Here is a 26,445-nt window from a genome sequence, read left to right on the forward strand (position 1 = left end):
AATGGGAACGACTGGACTTGCTATTCGTCGCGCTGGTGGGCGTGGGCCGGGGGCGTGGTGGCTTCGACGGCCGTGAAGGGCTCCAGCACCCGGTAGCGGTGGCTGGCGCCCTTGGGCACCACCCAGGAGTTGCCGGGCTCCAGCAGCACCATCTGGCCTTCCAGGTGCAGCTCGGCCCGGCCGCTGATGACGAAGCCCACCGTTTCGTAGGCGCGGCTGACGGCTTCCTTTTGCTCGCCGGGCTGCTCGTTTTCCCAGAGGCGCATGGCCACCTGCGTGCCCGAGGCGAGGTATTTCTGGCCTTCCGGGCCGTGCGGCGAAAAGCGCGAGTCTACTTTGGTGATGGTCGTGTCGGCCATGGGACGGGTGTTTTGGGAGGTAAATACTGCGGATGTACCTTGCCCTAACGCAGCCAGCCTCGCGGCGGTTGTGCCCCGCTGGGGCCAACATTTCGGCCCCGCTGCCGGTTGAATTCCGCTCACCGGGCGCCCCGCCCACCGCCGCCCGCCATGACCGACGCATTTTTCCGCTCCCTGGCCGATGCTCACCGCACGGCCCCGCCGCCCCTGCCCGGCCCCGCGCTCTGCCAGCTGGCCGAAGACCTGCTCGACCTGCTCTTTCCCGAGCGCACCGGGCAGCGCCTGCCCGAGCCCGCCGCCGTGGCCGCCCGCCTGCAGGCCCGGCAGCAGCAGCTCGAAGGCCTGCTGACCACCGTATCGGGCCTGCCGGTGCCGCCCGCCGCCCTCGCCGCCGACCTCTTCGACCGGCTGCCGGTGCTCCACGAGCTGCTGCTGCTCGACGCCCGCGCCATCATGGCCGCCGACCCCGCCGCCCAGGATCTGGCCGAAGTCATCTGCACCTACCCCGGCTTCTACGCCCTCGGCCTGCACCGCCTCGCCCATGCCCTCTACCAGCGCCAGGTACCGCTGTTGCCGCGCCTGCTCAGCGAATACGCCCACCAGCGCACCGGCATCGACATTCACCCCGGCGCCCGCATCGGCCGCAGCTGCAGCATCGACCACGGCACGGGCATCGTCATCGGCGAAACGGCCGTGCTCGGCGACCATGTGCGCCTGTTCCAGGGCGTCACGCTGGGGGCGCTGAGCGTGGCCAAGGAGCTGGCCCACCAGAAGCGTCACCCCACCATCGAAGACCACGTGGTCATCTACGCCGGGGCCACTATCTTGGGCGGCAGCACCGTGGTGGGGCGCCACAGCCTGATCGGCGGCAACGTGTGGCTGACCGAGAGCGTGCCCTCGCACTCCCGCGTGTACCACCGCGCCCAGATCCACGTCACCCGCGTCGAAGACCCCTCGGCCGACCTCACGTTTTCCATTTAGCGAGTTGGTGAGATAGTGAAATGGGGAGTGCCGTTGAAGCGGCCTGCCTCGAAACACTAGCTCCCTATTTCACCAGCTCGCCATTTCACCTCTTACATGAAAGCCAATTCCATCCTCGACACCATCGGCAACACGCCGCTCGTCCGCATCAACCGCCTGTTTCAGGATATCCGCCCCGACGTGGAGGTGTGGGTGAAGCTGGAGCGCGCCAACCCCGGCGGGAGCATCAAAGACCGCATTGCCCTCTCGATGATCGAGCAGGCCGAAAAGGACGGCCTGCTCACCCCCGACAGCCTTATCGTGGAGCCGACCTCCGGTAACACCGGCGTGGGCCTGGCCATGGTGGCCGCCGTGAAGGGCTACAAGCTCACCCTGGTCATGCCCGAGTCCATGTCCATCGAGCGGCGGCGGCTGATGGCCGCTTACGGTGCCAACCTGGAGCTGACCCCGCGCGAGAAAGGCATGAAGGGCGCCATCGAAAAGGCCCACGAGCTGGTGCAGAACACGCCCGGCGCCTGGATGCCCATGCAGTTCGATAACCCGGCCAACATCCGCGTGCACGCCGAAACCACCGCCCGCGAAATCCAGCAGGACGCCCCCGAGGGCTTCGACTTCCTGATTACCGGCGTGGGTACCGGCGGCCACATCACCGGCGTGGCCGAGGTGCTCAAGCCGCAACAGCCGAACCTGCAGGTCTTCGCCGTCGAGCCCGAACTCTCGCCCGTCATCAGCGGCGGCGCGCCCGGTCCGCACCCCATCCAGGGCATCGGCGCCGGCTTCATCCCCACGAACCTGCACCAGGACGTGCTCGACGGCGTCATCCAGGTCAGCCAGGCCGAAGCCTTCGACTACGCCCGCCGTGCGGCCAAGGAGGAGGGCATCTTCCTCGGCGTATCCTCCGGGGCCTCGCTGGCAGCCGTGGCCAAAAAGCTGGCCGAAGTGCCCCAGGGCGGCCGCGTCCTGACTTTCTGCTACGACACCGGCGAGCGGTACCTCTCCGTCGACGGTCTGTTCGTGTAGGCGGCCGGCCCGCGCCCATAACGGCAACGCCCCGGTACCGCAAGGTGCCGGGGCGTTTTATTGGGGAGAACCGTCGTCTTCGCTGCAAGCCGCGGAAGCAGCAGCCTAAGCACGGAGCCTAACGGCAGCCAGGGGCAACAAAAAACCCGACCTTGTGGGTCGGGCTTCTTGGGGCATTTGAAAACAGGAGTGGAGAATATCGGAGTCGAACCGATGACCTCTTGCATGCCATGCAAGCGCTCTAGCCAGCTGAGCTAATCCCCCGTTTGTCAAACCCATTCGCCGGTTGCGTTTGGTGATGCAAAAGTACAGCGCGTTTTTGATTCTGCAAGAGCTGGGCGAAAAAAACTTGCGAAAAAAAGCAAAAAAAAGTGGGCTGACGACTCGTCAGCCCACTTTCTAAGCGCTAAGCCCTTGGCTTAGTTGAAGATGTAGCGCAGGCCGAACTGCATGTAGTAGGTCGACGTAAGAGCGTTGTTGTTGCGGAACGTGGAGGTGATGGGGTTGCCACGGTCGTTGGCCAGACGGAAGGTCGGGCGCGTCGTGCCGCCGGGGTTCACCGTCGAACCGGTCGACGTTACGTTCTGCGGTACCAGCAGAGCCGAGTTGTTCACGAGGCGGTAGATACCCCAGTCGCTGTTGAGCAGGTTGCCCGCGTTGAAGATATCCAGGGTGAACTGCAGCGTGTTGCGCTTGTCGCCCAGGTTCGTGAACAGGTCCTGCGCCAGCTTCACGTCGAACTGGTGACGCCAGGGGTACTTGGCGCCGTTACGCTCGGCGTACTTGCCGCGGCGGCTCTTCAGGTAGTCGTCCTGCTCGATGTACTCGAAGAACAGACGCTTCTGCTCCTCGGCGCTAACCGTGGCGGTGCCGAACGAGCCCGACACGAAGTCGATTTCGCTTTCGTTAGCCGGTACGTAGATCAGGTCGTTGGTCTGACCGTCGCGGTTGAAGTCGCTGCTGTAGGTGTAGGAGAAGCGGCCCTGGGTCGAGGCTTCGTAGAAAACCGAAATCTGGGTGCCCAGGTGGCCGAAGTACTCCTTGCGGTACGAGAGCGAACCGACCAGGCGGTCCGGCACCACGAAGCTGGAGTAGCTCAGCTCGGGGCGGTTCGGGTCGTTGACGATGGGCGTACCCGACCAGGTGTTGATCAGCTGGTCGCCGCTGCCGTCGTACAGCACTTTCTGCTGGCTCTTCACGTAGGCAATCGAGGCGAACAGGCCGTTGGAGAAGCGCTTGTCCAGCTTAGCCGTCAACGACCAGTAGTAGCCCTTGTAGCCGTTGCTGAGGACGATGGGGTTGAAGGCCGAGTTGAACGGCCCGGTTGCGGGCGTCCCGTTGGCATTCGTGTTGCCGGCGGCCAGGCCGCCGTTGTTCAGCGGGTTGATGAACTTGGCGCTGTTGGCCAGCGGGTAGATCGGACGGTTATCGGGGTAGACTACGCCGTTGGTGGTAGTGTTCAGCGGCTGAGCATCCACCAGGTTGTAGTTTTTGCCGTAGGCCGTCACCAGGTCACGGTTGTAGATACCTTCGAGGGTACCCACCAGGCCCCAGGGCAGCTGGGCGTCAACGGCCAGGCTGCTCTTCCATGCTTGCGGGTTCTTGAAGTTCGGGTCCGTGGCGCTGATGGTCGACGGGATAACCGCGCCGGGGGCCGGCTGGGTGGCCGGACGGTAGGCGTTCGGGTCGTCGCTGAAGGGCATGCTGGCGAAGGGCAGCGTGCCACCGTTGGTCGTCGACCAGGTCTGCGTTACCTGCAGCAGGCCGGCGTCGCCCGACTGGGCTACGATCCACACCGTGGGAACTTTGCCGGCGAAAATGCCCGAGCCACCGCGGATTTGCAGGGTCCGGTCACCTTTCACGTCGTAGTTGAAACCGATGCGCGGCGAGAGCAGCACCCGGTTTTTGGGCAGAATGCCCGTGTCGATTTTGCGTCCGCCGGCGAAGTTCAGATCCGCTACTTTCTGCAGGGTCTGCACTTCCTTCACGTCGCGGTAGGCGTTCAGCTCGGCGCGCAGACCCAGGGTCAGGCGGAACTTCTCGCTCAGCGTCAGCTCGTCCTGGCCGTAAACCGAGTACTGGGCGAACTTGAAGCGCGGGAAGGCTTGCTCGTAGCCCGGCAGCAGCGAATAGGTCAGGGCGAAGTCGCGCGGGTTGCGGCCGTTCACGAAGTCGCTGTACGAGTTGAAGGCGTAGTAGCTGGTGGCGAAGCGCTGGAAGCCGTTCTTGGTTTCCTGCAGGTCAATCTGGCCGCCCAGGGTGAAGTTGTGGATGCCCGTGGTGTAGTTGACGAAGTCCACAATCGAGTAGGACTTCACGTCGCGCAGGTTGCCGAAGGTGAAGGGCTCGTAGCCGAACGAGGTCAGCGGAACGCTGTTGTTGTTGGTGATGGTACCGGTGCCGTCGAGGATGTCGACGAACGGGAACACCTCGCTGTCCGAGCTGCGGGGGTCGTTCTGGTGCGTGAACGTGCCGCGCAGGGTGTTGAAGAACTTGCCGCCGAAGGTCGAGTTCAATTCCACGGCCAGGGAGTAGAAGTTGGCCTCCTGGAAGTAGTTCGAGTTTTTAAACGGCAGGGCAAAGTTGCTGGTGCGCGTCTGGGGCAGGTTGGCCAGCGGGCTGCGCGAGGTGCTCACGAAGCTCGGCGACTTGCTTTCTACCTGGCTGTAGCGCACGGCCAGGTGGTGGTTGTTGCTGATGTTCCAGTCGATACGGCCCAGAATGTTGGTCCGGTCGCTCTTGAACGCGTAGTTCTGGTACGGGCCGGTGGCGTAGCCGTAGCGGGTCTGCAGGTAGTTGCTCACCGAGTCCAGGAAGGTCGCGCGCGGACGCACCACGTTCGAGGGCGTGCCCTGGGCTCCGTAGCGCAGTTCCGGCGTCGAGGCCAGGTTCTGCTGGCCCGGGCGCTCGGTCTGCTGGCGCTCGGCGTTCAGGAAGAAGAACAGCTTGTTCTTAATCACCGGACCGCCGATGCGGAAGCCGTACTGCTTGTCGTCGAGCTTCTGTTTGGGGAAGGTTTCGTTGCCGACCTCGTTGCCCTGCTGGTTCTGGTTGCGCCAGTAGGTGTATACCGAGCCCGAGAAGTCGTTGGTGCCCGAGCGGGTCACGGCGTTAACGGCGCTGCCGATAAAGCCCGACTGACGCACGTCGAACGGGGTCAGGTTCACGCTGATTTCCTGCACGGCATCCAGCGAGATGGGGTTGCCGTTGGCCGGCAGGTTGCCGCCGATACCGAAGTTGTTGTTGAAGTCAGCCCCGTCGATGGTCACGTTGTTCTGACGGTAGTTGCCCCCGCCGATAGCGCCCTGGTTGGTCGAGGACGACTGCGGCGTCAGACGCGTGAAGTCGTTCAGGTTACGCGTGATGGTGGGCAGGCGCTGGATTTCCTCCGTGCTGATGTTGGTCGTCGAGCCCGAACGCTCCGCGTTCAGCACCGAGCGCGAATCGCGGCCGGTTACTACTACGTCGGCCAGGGTCTGGGTTTGCTCGCTCAGGTTCACGTCCAGGCGCAGGGTCTGGCCCAGCGTCAGGTAAACGCCTTCGCGGGTCACGTCCTGGTAGCCCACGAAGGTGATGCGAACCGTGTAGGGACCACCCACGCGCATGTTTTGCAGGTTGAAGCGACCTTCCGAGTTGGTGGGGGCCACATACTGCGTACCGGTGGGCGTGTGCACGGCAATAACCGTGGCGCCCGGCAGGCCCGAGCCCGCCTTATCGGTAATCACCCCGCTGATGGCGGAGGTGGTTATGCCTTGGCTCCAGCCCGGCGTTGCAGCAGCTACCAGCAGCGTCGGGGCTAGGAAATGGTGAATAAACTTGTGTTTCATGAGTGAGTGTGAGAAACGGTGAGCAAGCTATTTTTTCCGCTCCAGCGGGGCGGTTGCGCGGTCAAGACCAGCAGCGGACGGTAGGGGGTGGGGCCTCAGAAAGGAGGCGTCCCGGCGGCGCTCAGCAGTCAGCCAGCAACATCTTTCAGGAGCGCGACAGTCGGGAAGAAGGAAGAGGCAAAAAACGCGGCAAAACTACGGCTTCAGGGCAGCAAGTCGGTGTTACAGAATTATTACATTTTAGGTGAGAAGTCAGCGCCTCGGTTCGGGAGAAGCCAAAAGGCCAAAAACACCGCAAAGCTACGAGGGGATTTCACAACTTCGGCCGCACCGCCTTAATAAAGCGGCTTAAGTAGTAATCACTTTCCAAAGCGTTTTCCACCACGCCCAGGGAGGTGGAGGAGTGGATAAACTGCACCCCTTCCGAACTTACGTCGGTGACGAGGCCCACGTGGGTGATGCTGGCGCTGCCAGGTGAAGCTCCGAAAAATACCAAATCTCCGGTTTGCAGATCCTGCGGCCGCACCGGGTCGCCCCAGGCCGCCTGCTCGTTCGACGACCTTGGAATCTGAATGCCGGCCGCCGCAAACGACACGCTCAGCAGCCCCGAGCAATCCATGCCCAGGCGCGTGGTGCCGCCAAACTTGTAGGGCGTGCCCTGGTACGAGCGGGCCTCCTCGATGACGTTGGCAATCTGCCGATTGGCCGATGCCGGGCTGCTGGCCCGCCGGGGGCCTTTGGCCACGATTTTGCGGCTGCCGGGGCTCATGCCGGCCGTTTTGGTTTTTACTTTGGTCTTGCCCGAACCCGCGCCGCGCCGCTCGGCGGCCTTCATGCGCGCTATTTCCGAGGCCGAATAATAACGCCCGTTGCGGTAGTTCAGCTTTTTGGTGCCGCCGCAGCTGGCCAGCAGGAGCAACCCGGCAAACAGGGAGGGCGCCAGCCAGCGGGTGGGCCACATCGAATGCCGTACCTTTGGGAACGTTTTCCGCATCGGCTACAAAGATACGTGAATGAGTCATTTACTGGAAGAAACCCGCTTCGGGCAGCTCACCGACGCCCTGGTGGCCGCTTTTGAGGCCCTGGTCGGGCCCGAGCACGTGCTCACGCCCGGCCGCCTCGACGACGACGAGTACGCCCGCTACGGGCAAGACCACACCGAGGACTTCGTGTTCCGGCCCGACGTGGTGCTGCGTCCCGCTAACGCGGAGCAGATCAGCGGTATTATGCGGCTCTGCCACGCGCACCGGCTGCCCGTCACGCCCCGCGGCGCGGGCACGGGGCTGAGCGGCGGCGCGCTGCCCATTCACCGCGGCGTGGTGCTGAGCACCGAGCGGCTCAACAAGATTCTGCACATCGATGAGCGCAACCTGCAGGCTACGGTGGAGCCGGGCGTGGTCAACGAGACGTTTCAGAACGCGGTGAAGGAAGTCGGGCTGTTCTACCCGCCCGACCCGGCCAGCAAGGGCTCCTGCTCACTGGGCGGCAACCTGGCCCACAGCAGCGGTGGCCCCAAGGCCGTGAAATACGGCACCACCAAGGACTACGTGCTGAACCTGGAAGTGGTGCTGCCCAACGGCGACATCATCTGGACGGCCGCCAACACCCTGAAAAACTCCACCGGCTACAACCTCACCCAGCTGATGGTGGGCTCGGAGGGCACGTTGGGCATCATTACCAAGGTGGTGTTTCGTCTCTTGCCCTTCCCGCAGCAGAACATCCTGATGCTGGTGCCCTTCCGGCAGGAAGCCCAGGCGGCCGAGGCCGTGGCGGCGGTGTTTCGGGCCGGCATCATTCCCTCGGGCATGGAGTTTATGGAGCGCGAGGCCATTGCCTGGTCGTCGGACTACCTGAAGATTCCGCTGACCCTGCCCGAAGACATCCGCGCCCACCTGCTCATCGAACTGGACGGCAACGACCTCGACCAGCTCTATAAGGAGGCTGAGCAGGTGTACAGCGTGCTCGAAGCCTACGACGTGGGCGAAATCCTGCTGGCCGACAACGCCACGCAGAAGGATGAACTGTGGAAAATTCGGCGCAACATCGGCAATTCGGTGCGCTACAACTCCGTATATAAGGAAGAGGACACCGTGGTACCCCGCGCCGAGCTGCCTACCCTGCTCCGGGGCGTGAAGGAAATTGGGGCGCGCTACGGCTTCAAGAGCGTGTGCTACGGCCACGCCGGCGACGGCAACCTGCACGTGAACATCATCCGCGGCGAGCTGACCGACGAGCAGTGGAATGTGGGCCTGCGCCAGCCCATTACCGAAATTTTCGAGCTGTGCGTGCGGCTCGGCGGCACCATCAGCGGGGAGCACGGCATCGGGCTGGTGCAGAAAGGCTACATCGGCATTGCGCTGAAGGAAGCCAACCTGCAGCTGATGCGCGGCATCAAGCAGGTGTTCGACCCGCACGGCATTCTGAACCCCGGCAAGATTTTCTAGACCACGGATTCGACGAATTGTTCGGATTACGCGGATTTCGGGGACGATTATTCTTCCGCGTAAAGCCGCCTAGCCAGCGTGGCCGGGCGGCTTTATTTAAGTAGCAGCCAAGGTCCGGCGTCGAGCGCTACTGTGGCAACCAGAAATGAAAAGCCGGAGCCCTAACGGCTCCGGCTTTTTAATCGTCCACGAAATCCGCGTAATCCGAACAATCCGTCGAATCCGTGGTCCTTACTGCTGAGTCTTCAGCTTGTCCTCGCCGCCGTACGGGGCGCCGGCGTTGATGTCGCCGCGCAGGCCGCCCATCGACTGGCCACCCTCATTTTCGTAGGGCGCCTTGGCCGTGCCGGGCGCGGGCGCTTCGTTGCCGGGCACTTTGTCGCCGTTCCCGACCTGCGAAGCCGTGGCGGGCTGACCGTTGCCGGTAATGACGGTGGTGGCTTCGCCCACCGGACCGGCCAGCTCCCCGACTTTCTCGATATACTGGCGCTTGGCGGCGTCTTCGCTCACGCCCTTGTACTTGCTCCAGGCATCCCACTGGGCCTGCGAAAGACCGGCCGGGCCGTTGGGATTGTCGGGGGTATCGTCGCCGACGCTGTCTTTTTTGGTGTCATGGTCGCCCTCGGTGGCTTGTTTGTAGAGCCCGTACAGCTCGTTCATGTGGGCGGCGGCTTTGTCGCCGGGCAGGCCGTCGACGCGCGACACGGCCGCTTCGAATTGCTGCTGCAGGCTTAGCTGATCTTGGAGGCTCATCGGAAGGGAAGGGGTTAGGGGAAAAAGGAGGATTGACCGTATCGACGGCGCCGACAGGAACTCTACTGCCGCGGGCGGGCTTTGGTTGCGCACTGGCTTGCTCCAGTGCCGCGGTGCTATTTTGTCGCCCGCAAGTCCTCAACCTTCGTACCTTTGCCCACCAATTATGTGTGGAATCACCGGACTCTTCGCCTTTTCTGATTCAGGACGTTCCTCGCTGGCGGGGCTGCAAGCGTCCACCGACGCCATTGTGAGCCGCGGGCCCGACTCGCAGGGGCACTTTGTGTACGACCAGTGCGGCCTGGGCTTCCGCCGCCTCGCCATCCTCGACCTCTCGGCCGACGGCAACCAGCCGATGACCGACGAATCAGGGCGCTACACCATCGTCTTCAACGGGGAAATCTTCAACTTCCGCGAGCTGCGGGCCAAGCTGCAGAAGAAGGGCTACACCTTTAAGTCGCACACCGACACGGAGGTTATCCTGAAGCTCTACATCACCGAAGGCCGCGGCTTCCTGAAAAAGCTCAACGGCTTTTTCGGCCTGGCCATCTTCGACAAAGAGGAAAACACGCTCTTCATTGCGCGGGACCGGATGGGCGTGAAGCCCCTGCTGGTGTACCGCGACGAGGACAAGCTGATGTTTGCCTCCGAGATGAAGTCGCTGCTGGCCCTCGGAGTGCCGCGCAAGCTCGACTACGCCGCCCTCAGCCACTACCTGCAGCTGAACTACATCCCGGGCCCGGCCACCATCTTCAAGGGCGTGAAGAAATTGCTGCCCGGCCATTACCTTTTCATTAAGGCCGATGGCAAGGTGGTGCGCAAGCGCTGGTACAAGATTCCGTACGACCCGAAGAAAGTCGCCAAAAACAAGCTCAGCTACGAGCAGCAGCAAGCCAAGCTGGTGGAGCTGATGGACGCCTCCGTGGCGCGCCGCCTCGTGGCCGACGTGCCCCTGGGCTCCTTCCTGAGCGGTGGCATCGATTCGTCGGTGGTGACGGCGCTGGCCGCCAAGCACACCCCGCACCTGAACACGTTCAGCATTGGCTTCAAGGACGAGCCCTTCTTCGACGAGACGAAGTACGCCAACTTGGTGGCCAAGATGCACAAGACCGAGCACACGGTCTTCTCGCTGACCAACAACGACATCTACGAGCACCTCTTCGACGTGCTCGACTACCTCGACGAGCCGTTTGCCGACTCCTCGGCCCTGGCCGTGTACATCCTCAGCAAGCGCACCCGCGAGAAAGTCACCGTGGCCCTCTCGGGCGACGGGGCCGACGAAATGTTTGCCGGCTACAACAAGCACATGGGCGAGTGGCAGGTGCGCCACCCCGATTGGAAAGCCGAGGCCGTCACGGGCCTGAACCTGCTCTGGGACGCCTTGCCGAAGTCGCGCAACTCCTTCCTGGGCAACAAGGTGCGGCAGTTTCAGCGCTTCTCGCGCGGCATGCTGGCCGGGCCCAAGGACCGGTACTGGGACTGGGCCACCTTCGTCAACGAGAAGGATGCCCGCAACCTGCTCAGCCCCGATGCCCGCCGCAAGGTCAACAAGAAGCTGGCCGACAAGCGCCGCAAGGACATCCTGGAGGACATTCACGCCGACGGCGACCTGAACGAGGTGCTGCTCACGGACATGCACCTGGTGCTGCCCTACGACATGAACGCCAAGGTGGATCTGATGAGCATGGCCAACTCCCTGGAGGTGCGCAGCCCGTTTCTGGACTACAACGTGGTGAACTTCGCCTTCTCGCTGCCCGTCGAAAGCAAAGTCAACGCGCAGATCAAGAAGCGCATCGTGCAGGACGCCTTCCGGCCCATGCTGCCCGAAGAGCTGTACAAGCGCCCCAAGCACGGCTTCGAGGTGCCGCTGCTGAAGTGGTTCCGCAACGAGCTGCGCCCGCTCATCGAGGACGACCTGCTCTCCGACGGCTTCGTGGAAGCCCAGGGCATTTTCTCCGTGGATGCCGTGCGCGCGCTCAAGCAGCAGCTGTTCTCGCGCAACCCCGGCGACGTGCACGCCCGCATCTGGGCGCTCATCGTGTTCCAGCACTGGTGGAAGCGCCACATGAATCCAGTAAAATCAACTCTTCAAGCATCTTCTGCGCAACATTTTCCTTCCTAATGAATCATACCTCTACGGCCGACATTCAAGCCGCTCCGGTGCAATTTCCGCCGCGTAAGCTCAGTATTGTCGTTCCTGCCTACAACGAAGGCCCCACTATTCACTTGATTTTGGATCATGTGAAAGCTGTGCAGCTCATCGGTAATCTGGAAAAGGAAGTTATTATCGTCAATGATTGCTCCAAAGATGATACGGAGGCTGCTATCGAGCGTTATATCAATCTTAATCCTGAGTTGCCGATTCGCTATTTGAAGCACGAGATTAATCAAGGAAAAGGGGCAGCCCTTCACACGGGTATTCGGCATGCCACGGGTGATTATGTCATTATTCAGGATGCTGACTTAGAGTACGACCCGGAGGAATATAATGTATTGCTAAGGCCGATTATGCGTGGAATGGCTGATGTAGTATATGGGTCGCGCTTTATGGGTGGTCGACCGCACCGTATTCTGTTTTTCTGGCATAGCATTGGTAATAAGTGGCTGACGATGGCCTCTAATGCCTTTACTAATCTGAATTTGACGGATATGGAAACTTGCTACAAACTATTCCGTCGAGATATTATACAAGGGCTAAAACTTGAAGAAAATCGTTTTGGTTTTGAGCCAGAAGTAACGGCTAAAGTAGCTAAGGTGCCTAATGTGCGTATTTATGAGGTGGGCATCAGCTATTATGGCCGTACTTATGCTGAAGGAAAGAAAATTGGTTGGCGAGACGGATTTCGTGCCATTTATTGCATTCTGAAATACGGCCTGTTTTCGTAAGAAGTAGCAGTTTTTGCCTAATGCTGATTGGGTGAGGATTGCTGCTTCTGTGTACTCATAGTATTGCTTCGCTGTTCATGCCCATAATTATTGAAAATAGCCGAGCCCAAGGCCTTTACGTACGTCTGCTTACGCTATGCGTAGTTTTGGTAGTGCTGGCCCGCTTGTTTTTCATCGGCGAGGGCACTATGGCCTTTCCAGACGAGACGCGCTACCAAAGCTCTCTAATAGCCGCGAAAAGCCTGCTTAATGGAAATTGGCAGACTTTTGCTGCAAAAGTTACTAGTACTTCTGGGCGCCCTGGTGACGCTTTTGTTCGATTGGTACCAGCCCTGTTACAGAATGCTGCCTATACGGCGTTTGGTTTGAATCTAAATAGTCCAGATTCTCTCATGATTCCAGTTATAATTAACTGGTTGGTATTGATAGTCTCTGCCTATATTTTTTATAAGGTCGCTCACCTCTTACTGCGGAGTGAGTTGTTAGGTGTGATGGCTACGCTGATATACGCTGGGTTGATCAATACCAACGTGTATATGCGACATGTACTGCCATACGATTTTGCTATGTGCTTAATGTTATATGTATTGTATACTGTGTTAAGGCAAAAGCAGCAGGGCCGTGCTTGGAACTATGCTTTCTTTGCCAAGGTTGGGTTTATCTCTGTTTTTTTAATTACCGTTTATCCAGGATTTTATATGGCTCCCTTTATTGTGCTGGCTGTATTGCTGGATGATCGAAATCCGTTTGTGTTGCTTAAAAAGTATTTTGCTGGGATTGTGGTATATGGCCTCGCCGGCACAGTAGCTTTGCTGATTTTTGAGCTAATATCCCGGTTAGGCGGCACTTCGTATTTGATTTCAAGCTTTCATTTGGCTCATACTATTGATCAGGGAAGTTATGAGGAGGGTTTTACTTTCCTAGTTAAATATCTATATCAAATTGAAGGCTTTATCGGAACAAGCTTAGTAGCCTTATTTGTGGTTTATGTTATTTACTTGGGTGGTAATTTGATTAAATCTTTCAAAGACAACTCAGAATTAGATGACTTGGATAAACTGGTCCTGGTGGTAGCGGCTTTCTACTTTCTACACGGCTTTTGCACATATTTCGTGCACAAAATGGTGTTCTACGGTCGTCTTATGCACCCCTTTATGCCATTTGTGGTGCTAGGGGCTGTATCGGTCATTCAGCGCTTGTCTATACCGCCGTTGCGTACGGCGCTGGTTTTTGCCTTGCCCCTGATTTCACTGGTATCGTTCGGTCTATTTTTCAAGGAATACCGGGTGCTGGATTACCCTTACGACGTTTTGAGCCAGTACCACCTCAATACTAACACCGCCAGCAAGGTCCGGTACGTGAACGAAGTCGGCAAGTCGCCCGGGTTTAAGTATGATATCCCGGAACCTGCACGCCTCAATGAGGCAAGCACGGCCCCGACTACTGATTCTCTTACGTTGATTAACTTCGCCTTCCTGTTTCCCATGAAGCACTTGACCCCGGCTCCCGATTTGGCCAAGCTCGGCTCCCAAGTGCTCTTCGACGGCCCGCATTTTCTCAACTTCAGAGCTTACCAGTTCGAAGGCTTTACCATTGCCGAACGAGAACTGATTCGAGCGTCGAAATTTCATTTCCAAATCCGCACCCGCGGGCTTTCTGGCTCGACCCCAACTGGCGGTGTAACGCCTCTTAACTAACTACAGAAACGCACATGAAAATTGCAGTTGTAGGGACCGGCTATGTGGGCCTGGTTACCGGCACATGCTTTGCCGAGGTTGGTATCTACGTAACCTGCATCGACATCGACCAGCGCAAGATTGACAACCTCAAGCAGGGCATCCTGCCCATCTACGAGCCGGGCCTGGAGGAAATGGTGACGCGCAACGTGGAAGCGGGGCGCCTGCACTTCTCCACCTCGCTGGCCGAAGGCATCGTGGACGCCGACGTGGCGTTCATCGCCGTGGGCACGCCTCCCGGCGAAGACGGCTCGGCCGACCTGAAGTACGTGCTGGCCGTGGCCCGCGGCATCGGCGAGCATATGAACAGCTACGGCGTCATCGTGACCAAGAGCACCGTGCCGGTGGGCACGGCCGCCAAGGTGCGCAAAGAGCTGGCCGACGCGCTGGCCAAGCGCGGCGCCGACATCGACTTCGACGTGGCTTCCAACCCCGAGTTCCTGAAGGAAGGCGCCGCCATCGACGACTTCCTCAAGCCCGACCGCATCGTGGTGGGCGTGGCCTCGGAGCGCGCCGAGGAGGTGATGCGCCGCCTCTACAAGCCCTTCCTGATGAACGGCCACCCGATCATCTTCATGGATATTCCGTCGGCCGAAATGACGAAATACGCCGCCAACTCCATGCTGGCGACCAAGATTTCGTTTATGAACGACATTGCCAACCTGTGCGAAATCATGGGCGCCGACGTGAACAAGGTGCGCCTGGGCATCGGCTCCGATGCGCGCATCGGCAACAAGTTTATCTACCCCGGCATCGGCTACGGGGGCTCCTGCTTTCCCAAGGACGTGAAGGCGCTCATCAAGACCGCGCAGGAAAACGGCTACGACATGCAGGTGCTCAAGGCCGTGGAAAGCGTGAACGAGGACCAAAAGTCGGTGCTCTTCAACAAAGTGCAGCAGCACTTCGGCAGCGACCTGAAAGGCAAGAAATTCGCCGTGTGGGGCCTTTCCTTTAAGCCCAAAACCGACGACATGCGCGAGGCGCCCTCGCTGGTCATCATCGACAAGCTGCTCGACGCGGGCTGCACGGTGACGGCCTACGACCCGGTGGCCATGCACGAGGCCAAGCACACGCTCGGCGACCGGATCAGCTACGCCAAGGACCAGTTCGAAGCTCTCATCGACGCCGATGCCCTGCTCATCGTGACGGAGTGGCCGCAGTTCCGCGCCCCCAACTTCGAGGTGGTGGCCCGCCTGCTCAAGCAGCGCGTGGTGTTCGACGGCCGCAACATCTACGACGCCAAGGAAATGGAAGCCGCCGGCTTCGCCTACCACTGCATCGGCATCCGCACGCGTCACCCCGAGCCGGCGGTTCAATAACAACCGGGCCGCTCATTCATTTTACACTTCGCTGACCGTCAATGGCTACCAGCTCCGATAAGAAACGCATTCTGATTACCGGCGGCGCCGGCTTCCTCGGCTCGCACCTGTGCGACCGGTTCCTGGCCGAAGGCTACCACGTCATTGCCATGGACAACCTGGTGACGGGCAACCTGGCCAACATCGAGCACCTGTTCGGCAAGAAGGACTTTGAGTTCTACCACCACGACGTGTCGAAGTTCGTGCACGTGCCCGGCGAGCTGGATTACATCCTGCACTTCGCCTCGCCCGCCTCGCCCATCGACTACCTCAAGATTCCGATTCAGACCCTGAAAGTGGGCGCCCTGGGTACCCACAACCTGCTGGGCCTGGCCCGGGTGAAAAAGGCCCGCGTGCTGATTGCCAGCACCTCGGAGGTGTACGGCGACCCGGACATTCACCCGCAGGTGGAGGAGTACCACGGCAACGTGAACCCGGTGGGCCCGCGCGGCTGCTACGACGAGGCCAAGCGTTTCCAGGAAGCCATTACGATGGCCTACCACAACGTGCACAACGTGGAGACGCGCATCATCCGCATCTTCAACACCTACGGCCCGCGCATGCGCCTCGACGACGGCCGCGTGCTGCCGGCGTTCCTGAGCCAAGCGCTGAAGGGCGAGTCGCTGACGGTGTTCGGCGACGGTTCGCAGACGCGCTCCTTCTGCTACGTCGACGACTTGGTGGAGGGCATCTACCGCCTGCTGCTGTCGGATTACCACATGCCGGTCAACATCGGCAACCCGGCCGAAATTACCATCCGCGAGTTCGGGGAGGAAATTGCCCGCCTGACCGGGGTGGAGTTCAAGCCGAGCTACCACCCGCTGCCGGAAAACGACCCGATGAAGCGCCGCCCGGACATCACCAAGGCCCGCGAAATCCTGGGCTGGGAGCCCAAGGTGGACCGCGCCGAAGGCCTGCGCCGCACCCTGGAGTACTTCAAGGAGCACGTGCAGCACAGCGCGTAAGCGCGGCTAACAACTGTAAGAGCCCGGCTCTGGTGCGCCTGCGCGTGCCGGAGCCGGGCTTTTCCGCGCCCGAAACGCCGGCTGATTTTCAACCCGCTGACGGACCCTAAGTGGGCGTTAAACCTCGGTCGAAGCCGGCCGGAACAGCGGCATACTGCCCAAAAAGCCATAGATTTGTCGCACACCAGCCTGCGGTACGACACCCCGAAGCCGCCAACGGCAGTCGGAGTTGTCGGCGCTGACTTGTCCCCCTATTTGCCTCTGGAACACCTGGCCGCCCGTGACGAATCCTTTTCTGATTGAATTTCCCAAGCTCGGCGCGCCGGGCATCGGCTACATTTCCGTAGTCGAGCAGCAGCAGCTGGTCCCGTTTGAGGTGAAGCGCGTGTTCTGGACCTACTACACGCCCGAAAGCATCGTGCGGGGCCGCCACGCCCACCACCGCACCGAGCAGGTCCTCATTGCCGCCGCCGGGCGCATCATCGTCACCACCGAGCTGGCCGACGGCACCATTCAGACCTTCCGCCTCGAAGACCCGCACGTGGGCCTCTACGTGCCGCCCCACGCCTGGCACACCATGCAGTACTCGCACTCGGCCGTGCAGCTGGTGCTGGCCTCGGCTGGCTACGACGAAAAGGACTACATCCGCGACTACGAGCAGTTCCGGCAGATATGGCAAGCCCAACCGTGAGCGGCCCGGCCAGCCCAGTGGATGCCGCGCTGGTAGCCGCCCGCGCCGAGGCGCTGGCGCTGCACTCGCCCTACCTATTCTTGCGCGAGCTGCCGCTGGCCGCCCAACAGGAGCAGTTCGGCACCGGGGTGGCGCAGCGTTTCGGGAGCGGTGCCCACGACGAGGTGCTGGCCATGCAGGGCGCCGCCGGCCAATGGCTGCTGCAGCGCCTGCCCTGGGATTCGGACTACTTCGGCACGCCCACCTACCGGCTGTTCAGCGGCTTGTTCGGGGCCGATGCTGACCCCGCCGGCCTGCGGATGGCGGCCACTCAGCTGCGCGAAACCCTGCACGCCCGCGGCGACTATTATGCCTTCAGCGTGGTGCCGGCCGAGGACACGGCCCTGCTGCAGGCCCTGACGGGCGGCGGCTGGCAGCTCATCGAAACGCGCCTGAACTTCTACTGCCCGGTGGCTGAGGCCCGCCTGCCCGAGCCCGCCGCCGTGCGCCTGGCCCGCCCCGACGAAGCCGCGCACATCGGCCGCATTTCGGCCGCGGCCCGCAACGTATACGACCGGTTTCACGCCGACCCGTGGTTTGGCGAGGCCAGGGCCGACGCCTTCCTGGCCCGCTACGCCGAAGCCGCCACGGCCGGTGCTTACGCCGACGCCGTGCTGGTGCCCGACGAGCCCGGCCTGCCCGTCGATGCCTTTCTGGCCATCGGCGACACGGCGGCTACCGCACAGCTGCCGGGCACCGGCCACTCGCGCGTGCTGCTGACGGCGGTGGGCCCGGCCAACCGCGGCTGGCACCTGAAGCTGGTGGCCGAGACGGTGCGTCGCGCCGCCGGCCTATCTTTGCCTTACGTGCTGATGACCACCCAGGCCACCAACCGCGCCGTGTTTCGCACCTGCGAAAAGCTCGGCTTCCGCCTGGGCAGCACCACGCACGTCTTGGCCTGCCACAACCGCTGGTAGGCCGTTCGTTATTTCTTTCATTTCGCATCAAGTTTCGAGCTAGCGCATGAGCACCCTCGCCGTTCCCTTCCTCTCGTTTCAACCCCAGCACGCGCCCATCCGCGAAGAAGTGCTGGCCGCCGTGGCCCGCGTGTACGACTCCTACTGGTACGTGCTGGGCGAGGAGGTGAAGCAGTTTGAGCAGGAATACGCCGCCTTCAACGAAGTAGCCCACGTGGTGGGCGTGGCCAACGGCCTCGACGCGCTGGTACTGGCCCTGCGGGCCCTCGGCATCGGCCCCGGCGACGAGGTCATCGTGCCTTCGAACACCTACATTGCTACCTGGCTGGCCGTCACGCAGGTGGGCGCCACGCCGGTGCCCGTGGAGCCCGACCCGGCCACCAGCAACATCGACCCGGCGCTGATTCCGGCCGCCCTGACTTCGCGCACCAAGGCCATCATGCCGGTGCACCTCTACGGACAGGCCTGCCGCATGACGGAAATCATGGCCCTGGCCAAAGAGCACAACCTGTACGTGGTGGAGGACAACGCCCAGTCGCAGGGCGCTGCCTTCGACGGGCAGCAGACCGGCAGCTTCGGCGACATCAACGGCACGAGCTTCTACCCCGGCAAAAACGTGGGCGCCCTCGGCGACGCCGGCGCCGTGACGACCAACGACGAGCAGTTGGCCCACAAAATCCGGGTGCTGCGCAACTACGGCTCGCAGCAGAAATACTACAACGAAGTGGTGGGCTATAACTCCCGCCTCGACGAGCTGCAGGCCGCCGTGCTGCGCGCCAAGCTGCCCTACCTGGCCCAGTGGACCAAGCAGCGCCAGCAGGTAGCCGCCTGGTACGACCAGCACCTGGCCGGCATTGCCGATCTGCGCCTGCCCCACACCGCGCCCGGCGCCACCCACGTGTACCACCTCTACGTGGTGCAGCACCCGCGCCGCGACGCGCTGCAGCAGCACCTCACGGCGCAGAGCATCGGCACGCTGATTCACTACCCGGTGCCGCCCCACCGCCAGCAGGCCTACGCCGACCTGCAGATGCCGGTGGGCTCGTTCCCCATTGCTGAGGAGCTGGCCCAGACCTGCCTGAGCCTGCCCATGTGGCCCGGCATGACGGAGGAGCACGTGGCCCTCGTTGCCGCCGCTATCCGCCGCTTCTAACCAGCCGCCGGCGGCTGCGCCTGGCGTTTTATTTTCTGGTCCTGCTTTAGTCGATGCCCAAGCTTTCCGTCGTCATTCCCTGCTACTACAACGAGGACAACATCCCCGTTACGGTTCGTGAGCTGGTAGCCAACGAAGTCAACTTCCCGCCCGAAGTCAGCTTCGAGTACGTGTTCGTCAACGACGGCTCCGGCGACGATACGCTGGGCGCCCTGCTGCGCGCCCGCGACACCTACCCCGACCGCGTGCGGGTGGTGGACCTGGCCGCCAACGTGGGCTCCTACAACGCCATCGTGGCCGGCATGGCCCACGCCACCGGCGACTGTCTGTCGGTTATCACGGCCGACATGCAGGACCCGCCGGAGCTGATGGTGCAGATGTACGAGTACTGGAAGAAGGGCTTCAAGCTGGTCATCGGCAACCGGCAGGACCGCGAGGAGAAGGGCCTCTCGCAGGTGTTTGCCAAGACCTTTCACTGGCTGATGAAGCACCTCGCGCTCAAGAACATTCCCGACGGCGGCTTCGACTTCGTGTTCTTCGACCGGCAGGTGAGCGACCAGGTGGTGGGCATGCAGGAGCGCAACTCCAACGTGTTCTACCTGATGGTGTGGCTGGGCTTCCCCTACGTGAACATCCCGTACGTGCGCCGCAAGCGCGAAATCGGCACCTCGCGCTGGACCTTGTCGAAGAAGATCAAGCTGCTCATCGACTCGCTGCTCTCGTTTTCCTACTTCCCGGTGCGCGCCATTTCGGCCGTGGGTTTGGGCCTGGGCTTGGTGGCGCTGCTCTACGGACTCTACATCATCGGCCTGCGCCTGGTGGGCCCCGACGAGCCGCAGGGCTGGACCACGCTGATGGTGGTGGTGCTCTTCGTATCGGCCTTCCAGATGGTGGCCCTCGGCGTCATCGGCGAATACGTGTGGCGCGGCCTCGACGCCGCGCGGCAACGCCCCCTCTACGTGGTGAAGAACATCCACGAGCCGGCTGCCGCTGTGCGCGCGCCGCACTCCTCCTAGCTTCCGCTTTCCCACCGCTATGCTCCCGACCAGCTCCCCCGCCGTAGCGCACGAGCCCGCCTCTTTTGTCGATACGCTCTACCGCTCGCCCGCCCGGGTGTTCTTCGTGCTGTCGACGCTGCTCTCGCTGTGGTACATGTTTCTGCCCGACATCATCCCGCTGCACAACGGGTTTGCCTGGGAAGGGGAGTATTACCGGCGCATTGCCATGTCGCTGGAATACAATATGTTCGATATTCGTATCAACAGCTACAGCATCCAGCGCATTTTCCCCTTCGTGATTCTGCACTGGTTTTTCCGCGGGCTCGGCATTCCGTTTACCGATGCCAACCTGATCCTGTGGATGCAGGTGTTTAATATGCTGCTCGGGGCGCTGAACGTGTACGTGTGGCACCGCACGGCCCGTGCGCTGGGGTTGTCGCTGGCCGGCGAGTGGATTGGCTTCGTGGCCCTGATGGTCAACTTCGCCTTCGCCAAGTACGACGTCTACATTCCCTTTACCACCGACCGGCTCAGTGCCACGGTCGGGCTGCTGAGCCTGTATTTCTACGTGCGCCGCAACTCGCTGGCTCTGTGGTTGAACGCTTTGGTGTCGCTCAGTATTTGGCCCACGGCGCTGGCCTACAACCTGCTGCTGCTGCTGATTCCGTACAGCGAGGCGCTGCCCAAAACCACTAACCGCGGCCTGAGCCGGGCGTGGGCCATAGCCGTTGCGCTGCTATTCAGCGGGCTGTTCGTCGGCGTGCTCTACGTGCGCAAGGTGCCGGTGCCGCCCCGCATGACGCCCGACGTTCATTCGCTGCTGCCCGTGGGCATCGTCCTGACCGGCCTCTTCCTCTACTACACCCAGTGGACGCTGGCCCGGCAGGTGCTGCCCGGCTGGCCGGAGCTCTGGGCCCTGGTGCGCCGCACCCTGCGCCCGCGGCTGGAGTGGCTTTACGTAGCGGTGCTGCTGGTGGCTTACGTGGCCCTTACGCGCGTATTGGGCGACCCGAGCCGCCCGTACCTCCCGTTCAAGACGTTCCTGATCAATACCACCTTCGCCGTATTGCAGCGCCCGCTGCAGTTTCTGGTGTCGCACGGCGTGTACTACGGCCTGTGCACCATCGTCTTCTGCCTGTTCTGGCGGCGGGTGGTGGCCGTGCAGCACCGCCTCGGGCTGGGTTTGGCGCTGATGTTCATGATTGTGATGCTGCAGGGCATCAACAGCGAAACCCGGCAGCTGGGCAACGTGCTACCGCTGCTGGCCCTGGTGACGGCGCTGGTGGCCGAAACCTTTGAGCTGCGCCGCGCCGCGGTGCTGGGCACGGCGGGGCTGATGTTTCTGATTTCCAAGGCCTGGCTGCCCTTCAACTGGTTCGACCCGACCTACGGCAAGCCCAACGACCGGTTCCCGTCCTTCTCCTTTGTGCACGACGGTTTCATGCTGCACTGGCCCTTCCAGGTGTATTTCATGAACCAAGGCCCCTGGATCAGCAACGAATACCTGATCGGGCAGGGCCTGGTGTTAATTTTAGTCGCTTGGCTGGTGTACCGCCTGTTCCAGCTACGGCGGCCCGCCGGTCCCGGCGCCGAAGCCGGGGCCAGCGAATAGCCCACCATCCCAGAACGGTTCAGAAACAGTCCGGCCCGCTCCGGTACCTTGTTAAGGTACTCGGGGCGGGCCGGACTGCTTGGACAGAACGCCGGGGCTAGCCGCGCGAGGTCAGGCCGCGCTTGGTGTGGTAGAGCACGTCCTTCAGGAATTTCCGGTCGGAGGGCACTTTCAGCAGGTAAGCCAGGGCGGCGCGGTAGGCCGGCCAGAAGTGGTCGGCGTTGAAGGCCGTAATGGCGTCCTGCTTCAGCCCGATTTCGCGGTGCGCGGCCAGGTAAGCCGGAATGGCCGCGGGCAGGCGCTCCACCAGCTGCCGCACCTGCGCCAGCTTTTCGGAGTAGGGGAGGGCGGCGAAGCGGGCGTCGATGGCCTCGGTGAGCAGCGCGTCGGCAGCTACTTTCTTGTCGCCTTCCCAGTAGTGGTACACGTAGTCGATGGCCGGCAGAATCTGGTCCCGGGTCTGGAGCACCAGCGAAAAGGCAATCTGCTCGATGATGTGCCAGTGCGAATTGGCGTAGAGGTGGTCGATGAGTTGGTACACGTCGGGCAGGTAGGCCGCCACCGAGGGCGCGAGGCCCAGCACGCCCGAGTTCCAGCACTGCTGGGTGCCCGAGAACCGCTCGGCGCCGCGGGTGGTCTGAAACGGCTCCCGCTCCATCATCCGCACGAAGTCGGCCACCGTCTTGTCGTGGGGCAGGGGCTGCGCGGCAATGTCGTTGAAGGTAAACTCCACGGTGTGCATCACGTCGACGCCGGGGCGGATGCTGGCCAGCAGCGGGCCGGGGTGCTTGATAAAGAACGTGTCGGAGTCGAAGAACAGCAGGTTATCCGCGGGGTGCTGCACCAGGGTGTCGCCCACCACCACGGCCTTGATGCGGTGGCGGTAGCCCACGGTACCCATCATGGCCGTCTGCTGCTCGGGGGTAAGGATGACGTACTGCACCGGCACGTCGCCCAGGAACTGCTCGAAGTAGTCGGAGCGGTCGGTGTAGATGATGACCTGAACCTCGGGCCGGGCGGCTGGGGCGTCGTAGAAGCTGAAAAAGCTGAGCACGGCCAGCACCGCGCGCCGGTACTCTTTCTGGCTGCCGTAGGAAAGCACTACGAGGTTCGTCATGGCAAGGCGAAGGGGCTGCCGCCGCGGCGGCAACGGAAATAGGTTGGACCCGGCAAAAGTACCCGTCTTTCGGCAGACTGGCGGCAGCGGCGGGGCGCGGCGGCGGCCCGCGTGCGCAAACGGTTGTTTCAGACGCTCAGGGCAAAATTTGCCGGCGGCTTCGGCCCGCACCTTGGTCGGCCACCGAAAAAGGCAGAACTTTGTCGCCATTTGCCAGACGCCCGGCCGGGCGCCGGCTGCGTACTGTGCGCGGCGGACGGACTACACACCCGCCGGCAACTACCCCTCACTGAGAACCAACGTCCGACGTTTTGAGCACCGCTAGCACCCCGGAAATCCGCCTCTCCTATTACATCACGACCTTCAACAAGCTGCCCTACCTGAAAGTGGCGCTGCAGGACCTGATCGACAACCGGAAGCCCGACGAGGAAATCGTGGTGGCCGACGGCGGGAGCAAGGACGGGACGCCCGAGTGGCTGGCCGAGCTGCTGGCCGCCGGCAAGATTCAGCATTTCATCACCGCCCCCGACCGCGGCGAAGCCCACGGCGTGAACCGCGCCCTGATGGCCTGCCGCGGCACCGTGCTGAAGTGGATCAACGACGACGACGTGTTCTGCTACCCGGCCATCGAGGAGTGCAAGCAGTTTCTGCTCGACAACCCGGAGTACGACGTCATCGGCGCCGATGGCTACGACAACTACACCGGGCAGGAGCTGGAACTGGTAACCCACCTGCCGCACTTCAACAAGTGGAAGGCCGAGAAAGAGCCCTTCGGCTTCTACGGCCCGGGCCTGATGCTGCGCCGCTCGGCCCTCACGCTCATCGGCCTCACGCACGCCCTGAGCCGCTTCGTCGACAACGAGTACACCTACCGCATTACCTCGCTGCCCATCAAGATGGCCTGGTACCGCAAGCCGGTGTTCGTGCGCATCATCAACCCCGACAGCAACACGCTGAAGTTCCTCAACATCAAGCGCGTGGAGCAGGGCCTCAACGACGTGTACCGCGAAATTGCCACCGGCCGCCCCGTGTCGCAGGCCAAGCGCGAGCGGATGATCAACGCCGTGAAGCGCAAGGTGTACGATTTGCTGTACCGCCGCTCGTCCACCATCGCGCCGGAGAAGTACGAAATGACGGCCGACAGCTTCGCCAAGCTCTACCAGCAGCACCGCGACACGCTCTACAAGGGCTTTGCCGACGCCAAAGGCGAATCGTTCCTCCGCTAATCTAAACTGCCCGCGCCGCGTGGTCTGCTTCGGCGGGCCGGGCGGCGCGGCTGCTTACTGCCCGTGAAAACCACTTCCATTATCAACGTTGGCCTGCTGGGCTTCGGCAGCGCCGGCCGTATTTACCACGCCCCCTTCCTGAACGCCTACGCTGGCTACCGGCTCAGCAAGGTGCGCACGGCCCAGACCAGCCCCGAAATCTGCGCCCGGGAGCTGAAAGGCCATACCCAGGTGGTATCGACCAGCGAATCCATCTTCGAGGACCCAGCCATCGACCTGGTGGTGGTGGCTGCGCCCAATCACCTGCACCACTCCCTGGCCAAACAGGCCCTGGAAGCCGGCAAGCACGTGGTCGTCGACAAGCCCTTCACGCTGACCACGGCCGAGGCCGATGAGCTGATCGAAGTGGCCCGGCAGCAGCAGCGCGTGCTGACGGTGTACCACAACCGCCGCTTCACCAGCGACTTCCGCACCGTGAAGAAAGTGTGCCAAAGCGGCCTGCTCGGGCGCGTGGTGGAATATGAAGCCCACTTCGACCGGTTCCGCAACAGCATCCGCGCCGGCTCGTGGAAGGAAGACAACGGCCCCGGCGGCGGCATCTTCTACGACATGGGCACCCACCTCATCGACCAGGCCCTGGAGCTGTTCGGCCTGCCCGAAGCCGTGCGCGCCGACCTGCGCATTCAGCGCACCGGCGGGCAGTCCATCGACAGCTTCGAGGTGGTGCTGGAGTACCCCAACCTGAAAGCCACGCTCAAGGGCAGCATGCTGGCCAAGGAGCCGTTTCCGCAGTTCACCGTGTTCGGGGACCACGGCACTTTCATGAAGTACGGCCGCGACGTGCAGGACGACGCGCTGCGCATCGGCACGGTGCCCCACAACGGCCCCGAATGGGGCCTGGAGCCCGAAAACTTCTGGGGCCGCCTGCACACCTCGCACCAGGGCCTGGAAATCAACGGCATCGTGCGCAGCGAGCTGGGCAATTTCGGCGACTTCTACCACAACCTGCACGACGTCATCACGGCCGGCAAGGAGCTGATTGTGAAGCCCGAGGAAGCGCGCAACGTCATTCGCATCATCGAGCTGGCCGAGCAGAGCAGCCGCGAGAAGCGCACGATTCCCTTCACGCTGTAGCGCCCCTGCGCCCGCTTGCCCCGGCAGTGGGCGCGGCCCGTATCTTTGCCTTCTCCAGCGTCTTCCCTGAGTTTTTATGGCCCCCGACGACTCCGCCGCCCGGCCGGTGGTACCGCCCGCCGACATTCCGCTGTTCTCGACCTACGTGCACCCGCGCGCGGCCGAGCAGGTGGCGGCGGTATTGGCCAGCACCATGCTCAGCGAAGGCCGATTGGTGCGGCAGTTTGAGCAGCAGCTCACGACCGAATTCGGCCTACTGCACCCGGCGGCCGTCAACAGCGGCACCAGCGCCCTGCACCTGGCCCTGGAAGTGGCTGGCGTAGGCCCCGGCGACGAGGTGATTCTGCCTGCGCAAACCTTCGTGGCCTCGGGCACCAGCATCCTGCAAACGGGTGCCGTGCCCATCTTCGCCGACATCCGCTACGCCGACGGCAACCTCGACCCGGCCGATATCGAGCACCGCATCACCCGGCGCACCAAGGCCATCATGCCGGTGCACTGGGGCGGTTACCCCTGCGACCTGGCCGAAATCGGCGCCGTGGCCGCGCGGCACGGGCTGGTGGTGGTGGAAGACGCGGCCCACGCCCTCGGCGCCACCTACCGCGGGCAGCCCATCGGCGCCATTTCCGACTACACCTGCTTCAGCTTCCAGGCCATCAAGCACCTGACCACCGGCGACGGCGGCGCCGTGTGTGCGCTGGACCCGGCCCAGGCCGAAGAGGTGCTGCACCGCCGCTGGTTCGGCATCGACCGGGCGCATTCGCCCATGTCGGAGCTGGGCGAGCGGGAGTACGATTTGCGCCAGCTGGGCTACAAGTACCACCTCTCGGACTACGCCGCCGCCCTCGGGCTGGCCAACATGACCGGCATCCACGAGCGGATGCAGCGGCGCCGCGCCATTGCCCGGCGCTACCACGCGGAGCTGCAGGGCGTGCCCGGCCTGACGCATTTCGAGTACCAAACCGACCGCGAAAGTGCCTACTGGCTGTTCGGCTTCCACGTAGAGCAGCGGTTGAGCTTCATTCGCCAGTTGAAGGCCGCGGGAATTTCTGCCTCGGTCGTGCACGTTGGCATCGACCACAACACCCTGTTCGGCGGCAAGCGCATGGAGCTTCGCAACCAGCGCCGCTTCGACGACACCCAGATTCACATTCCCCTCCACGACGCCCTCACTGACCGCGCCGTGGACCACATCATAGCCGTTATCAAACAAGGATGGTAAACCCCAA

Annotated in this window: 21 protein-coding genes and 1 tRNA gene; 16 read left to right on the top strand and 6 right to left on the bottom strand. The window is 62.3% G+C overall.

Annotated elements, in window-relative coordinates; all coding sequences use genetic code 11:
• Positions 1-20: 20 nt before the first annotated feature.
• Complete coding sequence (locus DLM85_RS13630; RefSeq protein WP_111478668.1) at positions 21-359, bottom strand: cupin domain-containing protein; 339 nt, start codon at positions 357-359, stop codon at positions 21-23.
• Between the two features lie 150 nt (positions 360-509).
• Here DLM85_RS13630 and epsC point away from each other — a divergent pair, with 150 nt between their 5' ends.
• Together epsC and cysK are read left to right on the top strand one after the other, a co-directional pair.
• A complete protein-coding gene (gene epsC, locus DLM85_RS13635; RefSeq protein WP_111478669.1) occupies positions 510-1,340 on the top strand; it encodes a serine O-acetyltransferase EpsC in 831 nt (276 codons plus the stop codon).
• Between the two features lie 96 nt (positions 1,341-1,436).
• Complete coding sequence (cysK, locus tag DLM85_RS13640) at positions 1,437-2,360, top strand: cysteine synthase A (protein ID WP_111478670.1); 924 nt, start codon at positions 1,437-1,439, stop codon at positions 2,358-2,360.
• A 190-nt stretch (positions 2,361-2,550) separates the two neighbouring features.
• Here cysK and DLM85_RS13645 read toward each other — a convergent pair.
• The 3 genes from DLM85_RS13645 to DLM85_RS13655 all read right to left on the bottom strand — a co-directional run bounded on the left by DLM85_RS13645 (position 2,551) and on the right by DLM85_RS13655 (position 7,148).
• A tRNA-Ala gene (locus DLM85_RS13645) sits at positions 2,551-2,624 on the bottom strand.
• Positions 2,625-2,779: 155 nt separating this feature from the next.
• Positions 2,780-6,187: a TonB-dependent receptor gene (locus DLM85_RS13650; RefSeq protein WP_111478671.1), complete on the bottom strand. Its 3,408-nt coding sequence runs from the start codon at positions 6,185-6,187 to the stop codon at positions 2,780-2,782.
• A 313-nt stretch (positions 6,188-6,500) separates the two neighbouring features.
• Positions 6,501-7,148, bottom strand: a complete 648-nt coding sequence (locus tag DLM85_RS13655) for a C40 family peptidase (RefSeq protein WP_243635958.1) — start codon at positions 7,146-7,148, stop codon at positions 6,501-6,503.
• A 52-nt stretch (positions 7,149-7,200) separates the two neighbouring features.
• Here DLM85_RS13655 and DLM85_RS13660 point away from each other — a divergent pair, with 52 nt between their 5' ends.
• The gene (locus tag DLM85_RS13660; RefSeq protein WP_111478672.1) at positions 7,201-8,631 is read left to right on the top strand and encodes an FAD-binding oxidoreductase; all 1,431 of its coding nucleotides are present in this window, start codon (positions 7,201-7,203) and stop codon (positions 8,629-8,631) included.
• A 231-nt stretch (positions 8,632-8,862) separates the two neighbouring features.
• Here DLM85_RS13660 and DLM85_RS13665 read toward each other — a convergent pair whose 3' ends face one another.
• Positions 8,863-9,384: an acyl-CoA-binding protein gene (locus DLM85_RS13665; RefSeq protein WP_111478673.1), complete on the bottom strand. Its 522-nt coding sequence runs from the start codon at positions 9,382-9,384 to the stop codon at positions 8,863-8,865.
• A gap of 166 nt (positions 9,385-9,550) precedes the next feature.
• Here DLM85_RS13665 and asnB point away from each other — a divergent pair, with 166 nt between their 5' ends.
• From asnB to DLM85_RS13715, 10 genes are all read left to right on the top strand, one after another.
• Positions 9,551-11,506: an asparagine synthase (glutamine-hydrolyzing) gene (gene asnB, locus DLM85_RS13670; protein WP_111478674.1), complete on the top strand. Its 1,956-nt coding sequence runs from the start codon at positions 9,551-9,553 to the stop codon at positions 11,504-11,506.
• Complete coding sequence (locus DLM85_RS13675; protein WP_111478675.1) at positions 11,506-12,270, top strand: glycosyltransferase family 2 protein; 765 nt, start codon at positions 11,506-11,508, stop codon at positions 12,268-12,270. Before asnB ends, DLM85_RS13675 begins: the two co-directional genes overlap by 1 nt.
• A gap of 77 nt (positions 12,271-12,347) precedes the next feature.
• On the top strand, positions 12,348-13,967 hold the full coding sequence (locus DLM85_RS13680; protein WP_133257053.1) for a hypothetical protein: 1,620 nt from the start codon (positions 12,348-12,350) through the stop codon (positions 13,965-13,967).
• A 14-nt stretch (positions 13,968-13,981) separates the two neighbouring features.
• Positions 13,982-15,325 (top strand): UDP-glucose dehydrogenase family protein, encoded by a 1,344-nt coding sequence (locus tag DLM85_RS13685; RefSeq protein ID WP_111478677.1) that lies wholly within the window; start codon positions 13,982-13,984, stop codon positions 15,323-15,325.
• A gap of 41 nt (positions 15,326-15,366) precedes the next feature.
• Positions 15,367-16,329 (top strand): UDP-glucuronic acid decarboxylase family protein, encoded by a 963-nt coding sequence (locus tag DLM85_RS13690; RefSeq protein WP_111478678.1) that lies wholly within the window; start codon positions 15,367-15,369, stop codon positions 16,327-16,329.
• 280 nt (positions 16,330-16,609) lie between these two features.
• The gene (locus tag DLM85_RS13695) at positions 16,610-17,020 is read left to right on the top strand and encodes a sugar 3,4-ketoisomerase (RefSeq protein ID WP_111478679.1); all 411 of its coding nucleotides are present in this window, start codon (positions 16,610-16,612) and stop codon (positions 17,018-17,020) included.
• Complete coding sequence (locus DLM85_RS13700) at positions 17,002-17,976, top strand: GNAT family protein (RefSeq protein ID WP_133257054.1); 975 nt, start codon at positions 17,002-17,004, stop codon at positions 17,974-17,976. The genes DLM85_RS13695 and DLM85_RS13700 overlap by 19 nt, the downstream gene beginning before the upstream one ends.
• Positions 17,977-18,022: 46 nt before the next feature.
• Positions 18,023-19,129 carry a DegT/DnrJ/EryC1/StrS family aminotransferase gene (locus tag DLM85_RS13705; protein WP_111478681.1) on the top strand — a complete coding sequence of 369 codons (1,107 nt, stop codon included), beginning with the start codon at positions 18,023-18,025 and terminating at the stop codon, positions 19,127-19,129.
• A 53-nt stretch (positions 19,130-19,182) separates the two neighbouring features.
• Positions 19,183-20,145, top strand: a complete 963-nt coding sequence (locus DLM85_RS13710) for a glycosyltransferase family 2 protein (RefSeq protein ID WP_111478682.1) — start codon at positions 19,183-19,185, stop codon at positions 20,143-20,145.
• A gap of 19 nt (positions 20,146-20,164) precedes the next feature.
• Positions 20,165-21,739 (top strand): hypothetical protein, encoded by a 1,575-nt coding sequence (locus DLM85_RS13715; RefSeq protein WP_111478683.1) that lies wholly within the window; start codon positions 20,165-20,167, stop codon positions 21,737-21,739.
• Positions 21,740-21,836: 97 nt separating this feature from the next.
• On the opposite strand, the gene DLM85_RS13720 is transcribed toward DLM85_RS13715, so the two are convergent.
• A complete protein-coding gene (locus DLM85_RS13720) occupies positions 21,837-22,856 on the bottom strand; it encodes a hypothetical protein (RefSeq protein WP_111478684.1) in 1,020 nt (339 codons plus the stop codon).
• Between the two features lie 311 nt (positions 22,857-23,167).
• Between DLM85_RS13720 and DLM85_RS13725 the strand changes: the two genes are divergently transcribed.
• From DLM85_RS13725 to DLM85_RS13735, 3 genes are all read left to right on the top strand, one after another.
• A complete protein-coding gene (locus DLM85_RS13725) occupies positions 23,168-24,082 on the top strand; it encodes a glycosyltransferase (protein WP_111478685.1) in 915 nt (304 codons plus the stop codon).
• Between the two features lie 63 nt (positions 24,083-24,145).
• Complete coding sequence (locus tag DLM85_RS13730; RefSeq protein WP_111478686.1) at positions 24,146-25,216, top strand: Gfo/Idh/MocA family oxidoreductase; 1,071 nt, start codon at positions 24,146-24,148, stop codon at positions 25,214-25,216.
• 76 nt (positions 25,217-25,292) lie between these two features.
• Positions 25,293-26,438: a DegT/DnrJ/EryC1/StrS family aminotransferase gene (locus DLM85_RS13735; protein WP_111478687.1), complete on the top strand. Its 1,146-nt coding sequence runs from the start codon at positions 25,293-25,295 to the stop codon at positions 26,436-26,438.
• The last annotated feature ends 7 nt before the right edge of the window (positions 26,439-26,445 follow it).

It is taken from the genome of Hymenobacter edaphi, assembly GCF_003258365.1.
Taxonomy (GTDB): domain Bacteria; phylum Bacteroidota; class Bacteroidia; order Cytophagales; family Hymenobacteraceae; genus Solirubrum; species Solirubrum edaphi.

Coding starts and splice junctions, on each gene's coding strand:
- DLM85_RS13630 (WP_111478668.1), bottom strand. CDS start 359: ATGGCCGACACGACCATCACCAAAGTAGACTCGCGCTTTTCGCCGCAC.
- epsC (WP_111478669.1), top strand. CDS start 510: ATGACCGACGCATTTTTCCGCTCCCTGGCCGATGCTCACCGCACGGCC.
- cysK (WP_111478670.1), top strand. CDS start 1,437: ATGAAAGCCAATTCCATCCTCGACACCATCGGCAACACGCCGCTCGTC.
- DLM85_RS13650 (WP_111478671.1), bottom strand. CDS start 6,187: ATGAAACACAAGTTTATTCACCATTTCCTAGCCCCGACGCTGCTGGTA.
- DLM85_RS13655 (WP_243635958.1), bottom strand. CDS start 7,148: ATGTGGCCCACCCGCTGGCTGGCGCCCTCCCTGTTTGCCGGGTTGCTC.
- DLM85_RS13660 (WP_111478672.1), top strand. CDS start 7,201: ATGAGTCATTTACTGGAAGAAACCCGCTTCGGGCAGCTCACCGACGCC.
- DLM85_RS13665 (WP_111478673.1), bottom strand. CDS start 9,384: ATGAGCCTCCAAGATCAGCTAAGCCTGCAGCAGCAATTCGAAGCGGCC.
- asnB (WP_111478674.1), top strand. CDS start 9,551: ATGTGTGGAATCACCGGACTCTTCGCCTTTTCTGATTCAGGACGTTCC.
- DLM85_RS13675 (WP_111478675.1), top strand. CDS start 11,506: ATGAATCATACCTCTACGGCCGACATTCAAGCCGCTCCGGTGCAATTT.
- DLM85_RS13680 (WP_133257053.1), top strand. CDS start 12,348: ATGCCCATAATTATTGAAAATAGCCGAGCCCAAGGCCTTTACGTACGT.
- DLM85_RS13685 (WP_111478677.1), top strand. CDS start 13,982: ATGAAAATTGCAGTTGTAGGGACCGGCTATGTGGGCCTGGTTACCGGC.
- DLM85_RS13690 (WP_111478678.1), top strand. CDS start 15,367: ATGGCTACCAGCTCCGATAAGAAACGCATTCTGATTACCGGCGGCGCC.
- DLM85_RS13700 (WP_133257054.1), top strand. CDS start 17,002: ATGGCAAGCCCAACCGTGAGCGGCCCGGCCAGCCCAGTGGATGCCGCG.
- DLM85_RS13705 (WP_111478681.1), top strand. CDS start 18,023: ATGAGCACCCTCGCCGTTCCCTTCCTCTCGTTTCAACCCCAGCACGCG.
- DLM85_RS13710 (WP_111478682.1), top strand. CDS start 19,183: ATGCCCAAGCTTTCCGTCGTCATTCCCTGCTACTACAACGAGGACAAC.
- DLM85_RS13715 (WP_111478683.1), top strand. CDS start 20,165: ATGCTCCCGACCAGCTCCCCCGCCGTAGCGCACGAGCCCGCCTCTTTT.
- DLM85_RS13720 (WP_111478684.1), bottom strand. CDS start 22,856: ATGACGAACCTCGTAGTGCTTTCCTACGGCAGCCAGAAAGAGTACCGG.
- DLM85_RS13735 (WP_111478687.1), top strand. CDS start 25,293: ATGGCCCCCGACGACTCCGCCGCCCGGCCGGTGGTACCGCCCGCCGAC.